General features: G+C 46.3%; 12 protein-coding genes. All 12 read right to left on the bottom strand.

What is annotated here, in order from left to right; all coding sequences use genetic code 11:
* Positions 1-29: 29 nt before the first annotated feature.
* A complete protein-coding gene (locus J0K78_RS17135; protein WP_206948219.1) occupies positions 30-1,046 on the bottom strand; it encodes a tetratricopeptide repeat protein in 1,017 nt (338 codons plus the stop codon).
* A gap of 89 nt (positions 1,047-1,135) precedes the next feature.
* Positions 1,136-1,759, bottom strand: coding sequence for a bifunctional phosphoribosyl-AMP cyclohydrolase/phosphoribosyl-ATP diphosphatase HisIE (hisIE, locus tag J0K78_RS17140; protein ID WP_206948220.1), 624 nt, complete (start codon positions 1,757-1,759; stop codon positions 1,136-1,138).
* Complete coding sequence (gene hisF, locus J0K78_RS17145; RefSeq protein WP_206948221.1) at positions 1,756-2,514, bottom strand: imidazole glycerol phosphate synthase subunit HisF; 759 nt, start codon at positions 2,512-2,514, stop codon at positions 1,756-1,758. Before hisF ends, hisIE begins: the two co-directional genes overlap by 4 nt.
* Positions 2,515-3,246, bottom strand: coding sequence for a 1-(5-phosphoribosyl)-5-[(5-phosphoribosylamino)methylideneamino]imidazole-4-carboxamide isomerase (gene hisA / locus J0K78_RS17150; RefSeq protein WP_206948222.1), 732 nt, complete (start codon positions 3,244-3,246; stop codon positions 2,515-2,517). It abuts the gene before it with no gap.
* Positions 3,247-3,258: 12 nt separating this feature from the next.
* Positions 3,259-3,888, bottom strand: coding sequence for an imidazole glycerol phosphate synthase subunit HisH (gene hisH, locus J0K78_RS17155; protein WP_206948223.1), 630 nt, complete (start codon positions 3,886-3,888; stop codon positions 3,259-3,261).
* Positions 3,888-4,481 (bottom strand): imidazoleglycerol-phosphate dehydratase HisB, encoded by a 594-nt coding sequence (gene hisB, locus J0K78_RS17160; protein ID WP_206948224.1) that lies wholly within the window; start codon positions 4,479-4,481, stop codon positions 3,888-3,890. Before hisB ends, hisH begins: the two co-directional genes overlap by 1 nt.
* Positions 4,478-5,752, bottom strand: a complete 1,275-nt coding sequence (hisD, locus tag J0K78_RS17165) for a histidinol dehydrogenase (RefSeq protein WP_206948225.1) — start codon at positions 5,750-5,752, stop codon at positions 4,478-4,480. The genes hisB and hisD overlap by 4 nt, the downstream gene beginning before the upstream one ends.
* The gene (gene hisG / locus J0K78_RS17170; RefSeq protein WP_206948226.1) at positions 5,752-6,387 is read right to left on the bottom strand and encodes an ATP phosphoribosyltransferase; all 636 of its coding nucleotides are present in this window, start codon (positions 6,385-6,387) and stop codon (positions 5,752-5,754) included. Before hisG ends, hisD begins: the two co-directional genes overlap by 1 nt.
* Positions 6,380-7,564: an ATP phosphoribosyltransferase regulatory subunit gene (locus J0K78_RS17175; RefSeq protein ID WP_206948227.1), complete on the bottom strand. Its 1,185-nt coding sequence runs from the start codon at positions 7,562-7,564 to the stop codon at positions 6,380-6,382. The genes hisG and J0K78_RS17175 overlap by 8 nt, the downstream gene beginning before the upstream one ends.
* Before the next feature lie 246 nt (positions 7,565-7,810).
* A complete protein-coding gene (locus J0K78_RS17180; protein WP_206948228.1) occupies positions 7,811-9,472 on the bottom strand; it encodes an acyl-CoA dehydrogenase family protein in 1,662 nt (553 codons plus the stop codon).
* Positions 9,473-9,484: 12 nt separating this feature from the next.
* Positions 9,485-11,002 carry a class I adenylate-forming enzyme family protein gene (locus J0K78_RS17185; protein ID WP_206948229.1) on the bottom strand — a complete coding sequence of 506 codons (1,518 nt, stop codon included), beginning with the start codon at positions 11,000-11,002 and terminating at the stop codon, positions 9,485-9,487.
* Positions 10,999-11,391 carry a MerR family transcriptional regulator gene (locus J0K78_RS17190; RefSeq protein ID WP_206948230.1) on the bottom strand — a complete coding sequence of 131 codons (393 nt, stop codon included), beginning with the start codon at positions 11,389-11,391 and terminating at the stop codon, positions 10,999-11,001. Before J0K78_RS17190 ends, J0K78_RS17185 begins: the two co-directional genes overlap by 4 nt.
* Between the last annotated feature and the right edge of the window lie 148 nt (positions 11,392-11,539).

Raw genomic sequence — 11,539 nt, forward strand, 5'->3', positions numbered from 1 at the left:
GCTTACAGAGAAAAGAAATGCATGTTCACCTATTCCTGTTCCCAGGGCCCGCCTTCTTTTCCCATCTTCGGGAACTGTTTGCATCCCTGTTCCCAAAGCTGCAAGGCTTTAGATGGGTTACCTGTATGATAAACAGAGATGCTGTACCATTTGTAATACACTCTGCGTCGAGTGACCTGCTTATCGCGAAGCGACTTGAACCGTTCGACCGCTTCCTTGTAATAGCCCGCTCTCGCTAGCGTCTCAGCTACGGCTAGTTTTTGCTGTTCATGCATTGGAAATACATTACGGAGCCGTTCAATGTGAAAAGCCGCTTCTTCCTTCATGCCCTGTTTCAAATAAAAGGCAGCCAAATTCACGTCACAGTGGATGTTCGCTGGTTCCTTCTCCAGGGTCTCTTTTTCAAATTGAATCGCTTCGTCACGGTTTCCGTTCATGAATAACGCGTAGGCGTATCGGTGTTTGGCGATTTTAAATTCTGGGAAAAGCTCCATCATTTCATCAAGAACACTTAAGGCCTGATCCCATTCTTCGTGTTCTAAATGGTAAAAGGCAGTTTCCTGATAGATGATGAGCTCATCTTCGTCCTCAAACGCCCAATCATCGTCTTCATCTTCTTCCTCTAAAGAATCAAGCATATCCCTCAATTGTTTAGCCGCTTCTTCAAATTCGCCGTCACCGGGTTGTTCTAAATAGGTGTCTACATATTTTTTGGCATCATTAAGAAGACCGAGGTGTGCGTAATTATTTGCCATCAGATAGTAACAATCAACGTATTCTTTTCCGTGTTCAGCCAACACCTCAGTCAGTACCTGATTGGCGGCATGATAAGAGCCAACTTCCGTGTAAACAACAGAAAGTTGGCATGGATACAATGGTTCCTCGGGAGAAGCTTCAACCGCCTTTTTCAGCCACTTGACAGCAGCACTGAAACGACGCTTTTGAAAAGCCTGAATCCCATGAGAAAAATAAAATGAACCTGTAGGTACAAATGGGATGATGTTCGTATCCTGTTGTGCTGTAGTTCCTTTAAGTGTTGTCGTCATGACTGTCCCCCTGTTTCCGTTTCAAATCTCACTAATTATGCAGTATAACATAAATGTTTACAGAGAAATAGGAGAAAAATGTAATCCTTTTAGGAATGACGTTTTTCCAAAACATCAAGAACATCATCCAACGGAACTTGACGATCCGTAAGAATTAATAAGAGATGGAACAATAGATCGGCAGACTCCAGAGCAATTTCCTCTGGATCATCATTTTTCGCAGCAATGATGACTTCCCCTGCTTCTTCACCGATTTTCTTCGCAATCCGGTCGACACCTTCCTGAAACAGAGTGGATGTGTAAGATCCTTCAGGAAGGGTCGCTTTTCGATCTGCCAGAACAGTTTGAAGCTCGTCCAGAATGTGATAACGATTTTCCTTCAGCTTCTTTTCGGAATCTGTAAGCTCTTCAGAGAAGCAGCTGTAATCCCCTTTGTGACAAGCTGGACCCGACGGTACCACTTGAACAAGCAAAGCATCCTGGTCACAATCGTAATGGATGCTCCTTACTTCCTGTGTATTTCCGGAAGTTTCCCCTTTGTGCCACAATTCCTGACGGGAACGGCTGTAAAATACCGTTTCACCGATCTCCAACGTTTTTTTCAAAGATTCTTCATTCATGTAGGCTAAGGTCAGTACAGCTTTGGACTTGGCATCTTGCACAATCGCCGGAACTAGACCTTGTTCATCAAATTGAATTTCATCGATATTCATCGCACAGGCACTCCTTTTCCCTTCAAATACGCTTTCACGTTTTGCACAGATGTTTCTTTATAGTGGAAAATCGATGCGGCGAGCGCAGCATCTGCATCAGCTTCCGTAAATACGTCATAAAAATGGTCACTCGATCCTGCCCCTCCGGAAGCGATGACAGGAACATTCACAACTTCCTGCACGGCTTTTAATAAAGGAAGGTCAAAACCGGATTTTTCTCCGTCTTTATTCATGGAGGTCAGCAGAATCTCTCCTGCTCCGAGCTTCACCGCTTCTTTCGCCCAGTCTGTCACAAGCCAATCGGTCGGTGTGCGCCCCCCATGCGTATAAACGCGCCAGTTCGCTGTCTCTTTATCATACTTGGCATCTATGGCTACCACGATGCACTGACTCCCGAAGTAATCCGCTCCTTCCGTAATCAGAGCCGGCCTTTTCACAGCGGAAGAATTCAAGGATACTTTATCTGCTCCATTTCGGAGAGTTTCCTTGATGTCTTCAAGTGTCCTTATGCCACCCCCAACTGTAAAAGGAATAGCAAGTTCAGAAGCAACAGAACGGACGACATCGATCATCGTTTTCTTTCCCTCGTGACTGGCGGAGATATCGAGAAACACAAGCTCATCTGCCCCTTGTTCATCATACACTTTCGCAAGTTCAACAGGGTCGCCGGCATCACGGATATCAACAAACTGTATGCCTTTTACCACACGGCCTTCCTTCACATCCAGGCAGGGAATGATTCGTTTTGACAACATTCAGTCCACCTCCACATCAAGTGCTTCTTTTAAGGTGAACTGGTTCGTGTATAAAGCTTTCCCAACAATCGAACCTATTACATTTCGATCCTTATATTCTTTCAGTTCGTTAAGGTCATCCAAACCTTTAATGCCTCCAGAAGCAATCACATTCACACCTGTTTCTTCAGCCAGGCGGACGATTTCCTTCGTATTCGGACCTGAAAGCATGCCATCCTTCGCAATATCTGTATATATGAACGTTTTCGCTCCAGCAAAAGCCAGGTCTTTCCCTAAATCCACCGCCTTCACTTCCGATTGTTCCAGCCATCCAGCTGTCGAAACAAAACCGTCACGCGCATCCAATCCAATGGCAATCCGTTCCCCATACTTGGAAAGAAGCTGTTTGGTTGTTTCCACATCGCGGACAGCAAGAGAACCGATGATGACACGGTCGACACCAGCGTCCAAGTAAAAGCGGACATCTTCTTCTGATCGAATCCCTCCGCCAATCTGCACACGACAGTCCAGTTCCTTCGCCACTCGCAGCACATGCTCCGCATTTTGCTTGGAACCTTGTTTCGCACCATCAAGATCCACCATATGGATCCATGAGGCCCCTGCGTCTACAAATTCCTTTGCCACTTCAAAAGGGTTCTCCCCATAAACGGTTTCTTTATCAAAGTCACCTTGCTCAAGACGCACACACTTTCCGTCACGCATATCAATTGCAGGATAGATCGTAAAGCTCATCGTTAAAACTCCTCACTGTTTACACATTACTTTACAAAAGTTCTCTAATAGCTGCATGCCGGCTCTCCCGCTTTTTTCCGGGTGGAACTGACTCGCTACAAGGTTTCCTTTTCCAATGATTGCAGGCACTTCCATATGATAATCAGAGGTCGCATATAAAATAGAAGGATTGTTCGTCTTCACAACAAAAGAGTGGACGAAGTAAACGTGGTCTTCCTTTACGTCTGTCATCAAAGGTTTGTCCGGCTGATGAATCTCAAGCTCGTTCCAGCCCATATGCGGAACTTTATAAGAACGTCCTCGCTCATCCATTCCTGGAAAACGGGATATGGTGCCTGGTAACAATCCTAATCCTTCCGTCAATCCACCTTCTTCACTACTCTCGAATAGCAGCTGCATGCCGAGACATATGCCGTAGACCGGTGTCCCCTCGGCCACTTTATCTTTTATAAAATCTATGAATCCATGCTCTTGAAGTGCTCTCATGGCATCCGGAAATGCGCCTACACCAGGGAGGATGTACCCATCACATTCTCCCAACGACTGGGGGCGGTCCCCGATTTTGTAATCCACGCCGAGTCGTTCAAGCGCTTTTGAAACACTGAATAAATTGCCCATTCCATAATCGATGATGCCTATCATTATAAACTTCCTTTCGTACTCGGAACTCCTTTGACGCGTGGATCGATTTGAGTCGCTTCATCCAAAGCACGTGCAAAGGCTTTGAACATCGCCTCAATAATGTGATGGGTGTTATGCCCATGATGTAAGACGATATGTAAGTTCATCCGAGCTTCTACAGCAAGTTTCCAGAAGAATTCATGAACATTTTCCGTATCAAAGGTACCCACACGATCCTTGGGAAGCTCTGCCCGCCACTCCAGGTGCGGACGGTCACTCAAATCTACAGCTACCGTGACAAGCGTCTCGTCCATGGGCAGAGTCATGGAGCCGTAACGTTTCATGCCGTATTTATCGCCGGCCGCTTCTCGTAACGCCTGTCCAAGACAAATCCCGATATCTTCCGTTAAGTGATGATCATCCACTTCTACATCGCCTCGACCGACAACGGATAAATCGAAGAGACCGTGTTTTGTGAACAATTCCAGCATGTGAGAAAGAAAAGGAACTTGAACATCTAAGTCCGCTTTACCTCCTCCATCGATTCCAAGTTCAAGCTGAATATCTGTTTCTCTCGTTTTTCGCTCAATTCTAGCTGCTCTCGTTTCTGTCATTTCCATCGCTCCTTACGTGTCTCTACTGCGCGTGCGTGGGCTTCCAACCCTTCCAGCCGGGCGAACCGGGCAATTTTGTCGACGTTCGTTTCAAGAGCCTGTCTGCTGTATGAAATGACGCTCGATTTTTTTACAAAGTCATCGACATTGAGAGGACTTGAAAAACGCGCCGTTCCATTCGTTGGCAGTACATGATTGGGTCCTGCAAAATAGTCCCCGACAGGCTCACTGCTGTATGGCCCTAGAAAAATCGCTCCCGCATGCTTGATTTTCCCCAGTTCCTGGAACGGATCTTCCGTCACTATTTCCAGGTGTTCGGGCGCTATTTCATTGATGGTGCTAACTGCTTCTGTCCAAGTCTCACAGAGCACGATCATTCCATAGTCTTCCACGCTCTTTCTTGCGATATCAGCACGAGGCAGGGAATCCAGCTGTACCTGCACTTCTTTTTCCACAGCCTTTGCAAGACGCTCACTTGTTGTCACAAGGACGCTTGAAGAACGGGCGTCGTGTTCCGCTTGAGATAGAAGATCGGCAGCGATTTCTTCCGCACGGGCGGAATCATCGGCAAGAATGGCAATCTCGCTTGGGCCGGCGATCATATCAATATCGACATCCCCGAATACTTCACGCTTCGCAAGCGCAACGAAGACATTTCCAGGACCCGTTATTTTATCCACAGAGGGAATCGTTTCTGTTCCATAAGCAAGAGCGGCAATGGCCTGCGCTCCCCCTACTTTAAACACATCTTCCACGCCAAGGATTTGTGCAGCAAGAAGGACCCCGTCTGGTACTTTTCCATCCTGTCCGGGAGGAGTCACCATGACAACCCGCTCTACACCTGCCACTTGAGCCGGAATCACATTCATAAAAACAGAAGAAGGGTAAGCGGCCGTTCCCCCCGGCACGTAAACCCCTGCGGCATCAATCGGGGTGATTTTTTGCCCTAATAGAGTGCCGTCTTCTGAAGCATCAAACCAAGAAGAGGTCTTCTGCTTTTCGTGGAAAGCTCGGATGTTTGCTGCGGCCTCCTGTAAGATTTGGACGAACTCCCCATCTAAAGAAGCATACGCCTGTTCAAACTCTTCTTTTGAGACTTTGAACGTTTCCATAGTGGCCCTGTCAAAACGCGCTGTGTATTCTTTAACCGCTTCGTCTCCCCGGCTCTTCACCTGTGCAATAATCTCCTGGACAGATTTTCGCTGTTCCTCTGTTCCTTGGTCGACGGAACGCTTCAATGACTGTAAATCAGACTTATTAATGATCTTCATCAGCGCTCCCCTTCCATCACTTCACTTAGTTTGCTTACCATTTCCTCAATTTCGTTACTCTTCAAACGGTAACTGACCGGGTTTACAATCAAACGCGATGTAATCTCTGTAATCTTCTCATACTCCACCAGCCCGTTTTCTTTCAACGTACGTCCTGTCGATACGATATCGACAATTCGATCTGCCAAACCGATCAGAGGCGCGAGCTCAATGGATCCATTCAGTGGAATGATTTCAATCTGTTCGCCCTGCTCTCGGAAATAATCAGAAGCGACTCTCGGATATTTCGTAGCGATCTTTGGTGCAATCCGGCTCAATGGCTGGTCAGGCAGTCCAGCTACAGCTACATAGCAGGGGCTGATTTTCAAATCAAGCACTTCATAAACATCCCGATCCTGTTCAAGCAGGACGTCTTTACCGGCGATCCCGATATCCGCCGCTCCATATTCTACATATGTGACGACATCCATAGGTTTGGCCATCATGATGCGGATGTTCTGTTCAGGAAATTCCAGGATTAACTTTCTTGACTCATCCATGTCTGCTTCCAGCTCATAGCCCGCTCTTTTCATCAGTTCCGCCGCTTCTTCGTAAATACGGCCCTTCGGCATGGCAATGGTCAACGGCTTACTCATCACGCTCACCTCCGCCTTTCGTGAAATCGATCGTTTCTAATAATTCCGCTTTAAAAGCCTGTAAGTCCGGGATTTGGTCCACGTGTTGTAAAAGAACCGCCTGACCATCCTCACGGTAGCGCTTCGCTTCCTTCAACCCTTGGCCGTAACTATCATCGTCAACGATGACACCGATACGCCCGTCACCTGACTCCTGTTCGTTCAATGCTTCTACCAGACGTTCCAGATGGACGGCAAATCCAGTTGCTGAGGCACTGAGCTGGAAAGAAGGAAGTAAGGTATCATAGCGGCCTCCGTTACAAAGAAGGGCCCCAAGGTTCGGCGCATAGCCTTCGAACAGAATCCCAGTGTAATAGTCCATGTGACTGATCAAATTTAAATCAAAGTGAATATATTTTTCGACCTCGTACTGCTGGAGGAGACGATACAACTGTTTCAGTTCATTTACGGCCTGCATGCAGGCTTGATTCCGAGCAAGTGAACGACTGCTCTCAAAGATTTCTTCGCCGCCTTTCAGAGCGAGGAGCTGAAGAAGGGCGTCTTTTTTATCTTTCGATACAGAAAGCTCTTTTACCGCTTCCCTGTACCCGACATAATTTTTTCTATATAAGTAATTTAAAAGGTATTCCATCGTATCCTCATCATCGCCAAGTAAATCTGTGAAAAAGGCTTTCACATACCCTATGTGACCGACTGTAATCACAAAATCATCAAGCCCAGTCTGCTTTAAAGATTCAACGAGGAGAGCGATGACTTCTGCGTCTCCATAAGAGGAGTGGTCCCCAATCAATTCCGTTCCGACCTGCTCAAATTGGGCCGGCTTCCCCCCTTCGGTCTGCTGGGCACGGAAAACCGGGCCTTCATAAGCAAGACGAAGCGGAAACTCAGCATCTTTCAGTTGAGACGCTGCCACCCTTGCGATCGGTGCAGTCATGTCCGGTCTCAATACAAGTGTGTGTCCCTGTTGATCCAGAAGCTTGAACAATTGCTGATCAAGTGTCGCACTCACTTTTCCTACCGTTTCGTGATATTCCATGATCGGCGTATCCATGAACGAATATCCGAACGAAAGAATGGCATTCGATAATTGTTGGCGCGCTTTCGATTTTTGATTATAAAAAAAGGGAAGCGTATCCCGCATTCCCAATGGCTTTTCAAACATAAGGCGTTTAACCAATGGTATTCATCCTTTCCCGAAATCCTTTAGCTTGCTAATATGCTAACATGATAAAGATAGAGCGTCAATGAAGAAACTCCTTAGCTTTGTTCCCCTTCTTATCATAGCAGAAACCGTTTCATTAATACGGGGCCTTGCTGGTAGAGTTCGCGTTTTTTCAGTTAGAGGACATTAAACAGTCGGTAGAGGATATTAAAAGTTTCAAAACATAATAAAAAAGACGCACAAAACTGTGCGCCTGTTCATTCAGGAGAAAGCTTTATTCAGATGGAGAATTTCATCAGCGTAACGAAGGGCAAGTGGTTCTGCATTCGGTCCCTCACTTTGCATCTGTCGGTGTATAAACAGTTTCCCAACCTTTTCAAACCTTGCCCCCTTTTCCATCATCTCAAGAGCAATGACGGATTCATAAAGCAAAGCCATTTTTTCAGCAAGAGATTTGCTGTAATAGGTTTGTACTTCAGCCGGCTGTTTTAATACCTCGTCTACATACGCGATAAAATTCAGAATCGCCTCTTTCACCAGCGTATGCTCTATCCCATGATGAGCAACTTTGTCCAAGCGTTCTTGAATATGTTGGACAAATAACTCGTGCCCCTGATATTTATTGAAAAGTTTTAAGACTTCCAGGCCGAGAATATTCGCTGTTCCTTCCCATACTGTCAATACTTGAGCATCACGCAAAAGACGAGGCGTAACAAAGTCTTCGATGTATCCATTACCTCCATGCATCTCAATCGCTTCATGTGTAAAATCCACCGCCTGTTCGGCTGTTTCTTTTTTCATGATCGCAATGCGGACACGGTTCAGGATGTGTTCTTCTATTCTTGCATCTTCTGGCGTACGAGCCACTTTTTCAAAGGATTGGATTAAATCGAAAACCGCTCTCGTTTCCACTTCCTGCTTAACCGTCATAGAAACAAGGGTATCTTTCACCATCGGATATTCAATCAGCGAGTGCCCGAATGCATTTCTCTTACTGGCATAATCCTGGGCTTCTGTTAAAGAACGACGCATAATACCAATCGAAGCGACCGCATTACAAACGCGGGAAAGGTTCAAGGCTTCCATCATATAATAGAACCCCCTCTCCGCTTCTCCAACCATAAACGCTTTCGCTCCGGTAAATTCGACTTCAGCGGATGGTACAGCACGGACGCCTAGTTTATCTTTCAGTCTTCGGATCTGAATACCATTCAATTCTCCATTTTCATTCCTCCAGGGAACAAGAAACAGACTGAGACCTCTCGTCCCTGATGGAGCGCCTTCTGTCCGCGCAAGAACCATAGCCACCCCGCAGGCTCCCGCATTGCTGGCAAAATATTTTTCCCCATTGATCCTGTAATACCCGCCTTCTTTAATGGCTTTCACTTCGTTAGCGCCCACATCTGAACCGCCCTGGCGCTCCGTTAGAAAAGTCGCACCTTCATACATTTCGACCTCTCCCGTTGATAGCACGTGCGGTAAATATGTTGTTTTCAACTGTTCATCTGCGTAATGATCAATCAAATAAGCGGTAGCCATCGTCAACGTCACTGGACAGTAAAAACCAGGCTCTGCTTGAGAGAGAAGATAACCTTGCGCGTACGAATACATGTAGTCACCTTTTTTTCCAAGCTCAGGAATATCCTTATGAAGATAACCAACGATTCCTTCCCCATAGGTTTCTTCTATAGTTTTTTTGTACCCTTCATTTAACCATACTTCTGAAATATCGTTGCCCATCTTGTCATATTTGATCAATTTCGGCTGACCCTCACGATCAGTGTGAACCGCCCGTTCATCAATCTCCTGGGCACACCTCTCACCGAAAAACCGGAGTCGCTCATCGGCCCACTGGTGAAAAGGTCCATCCCACGTTTCCTTCAGGAGATCCTGAAGGTTCTCGTCCCTTTCGTAAAAGTTCATTTCACAACCCCCTTAGGCTTGACGCGCCTGTTCTCGCAATCGATGTTTCAATAATTTACCCGTCGCGTTCCTCGGAAGCTCTTCCATTTCCTCATAGAGCTTCGGAATCTTGTAATCCGCCAATTGATCCTCCAAAAAGCGTCGGCATTCATTTTCCACATCTGTCATTTGCCCGTTTTGAACAATGTGCGCTTTGACCGTCTCGCCCCAGTCTGGATGAGGTACGCCTACGACAGCCACATCCTCAATGTGTGGATGCTGCAACAAGAGCTCTTCTACTTCACGTGGATAAACATTGACACCACCCGAGATGATCATATCCTTTTTACGGTCAATGACCCACAAGTAGCCGTCTTCATCCTTTTCGCCCATATCCCCTGTAAGGAGCCATCCATCACGGAAGGTTGCGGCCGTTTTTTCTTCATCTTTATAGTAGCCTTTCATAATTCCTTCACCTTTAAGAGCGATTTCGCCCACCCGGCCATTATCTACTTTATAGCCATTTTCATCTACTAGACACATTTCACAATGAAGGGCCGCCCGTTTCCCGACACTGCCCGCTTTTTCATCATGCTCCTGTGGAAGCAGCAACGTTCCGCTTGGCCCTGCTTCCGTCAAGCCGTACAAACAGCAAAGGCTGTCCGTTTCAAACTGCTCTCTCACAAACTCGACTTCTTTTTTAGACAAAGGTGCGCCGCCATAAGTCCAATATTTCACCCAGCTCAAATCCGTTTCCCTCACTTTGGGATGTTTGGCCGTCATTAAATAAGCAACAGGTGCCCCGAAAAAGTGTGACGCCCGTTCAGTCGAAACAAGCTCAAGTAATAAGTCCGGAGTAAAAGTAGGAGCGATGATGTGTGTGGCACCGACAAACGTGCCCCCTGCTAAAAAGAGATGTAATGGTGCGGAATGACTGAAGGGCATCATATGAAGCATACGGCTCGATGGTTTCATTTCCAGTTCCACGGCCATCATTGAAGAGACCGTCAAAATATTTTTATGGGTAAAGACAACCCCCTTTGGCTGCCCAGTTGTCCCTGAAGTATATAAAATCGAAGCTTCTTCATCTTCATGGGCTTCATTTACCATTTCCAGTGGCTCTTCTTTTGCAAGAATATCCGAAAACGAGTGCCAGGCTCCGTCAGCGTCTCCAGTTTTGATAAATGTCCCCTGTCTTTCATCAGCAAGTCCTCTCACCTGATCGATGAGCAAATCATGAGTGAGCAAAGCGACAGCATCACTGTGATCGTATATATAAGCAATTTCCCCCTGTACCAAACGTGCATTAATGGGAACGACGATAGCCCCCAGTCGGTGGATCGCAAAATAACTGATGACGAACTCCTTCGTATTCGGCATATGGATGATGACCTTGTCACCCGCCTGAATTCCTAGCCTCATCAAACCTCTGGCACACTGATTGACCTGGCTGTTCCACTCCTGATATGTCAAACGTTCTTCAGGTGTGACAATCCCTTCTTTTTCCGGATACTTACGAGACTGGTAAGCTAATAATTCAGAAAGATTCATACAGGATCTCCTCTCCGTTCCTTTAATTCTACTTCGAATTTTTCGAGCCACTGTCCCATTTCCGCTTTTAACTGTTCCAACTCCCGGATCCGATCGTCCACCTCCTGCATTTTTTCTTTTCCATAGGTAAGCGTCCGTTCAAGCTGACGGACCCCAGAAGGATCCTGGTCGAAAAGATGAATCATTTCTTTGATTTCTTCAAGCTGGAACCCATACTTTTTCCCACGAAAAACAAGCCCAAGACGTGTTAAGTCCTTCGCAGAAAAAGAACGGTGCCCTCCCGAGCTGCGGGAAGGTTTGATCAGCCCAAGTTCTTCATAGTATCGGATGGTCCGCTGGGTCACATCGTATCTTTCAGCCACTTGCTGGATAGATAAACGTCCTTCCATTCGATCCCCTCTCATTGAATGAAAATTCTAACAATTTTACTATACCATTAACGTTAACGTAAAGTTCAACTATAAAAATTTGGAAATTATCAATAGAAAAAGCACCTTACTCAGAAGGTGCTTTCATAAAGTATAGCTCCCGTTTGTG

Origin of the sequence: Halobacillus sp. GSS1, assembly GCF_017307035.1 — a bacterium.
Classification (GTDB): Bacteria; Bacillota; Bacilli; order Bacillales; family Halobacillaceae; genus Halobacillus; species Halobacillus litoralis.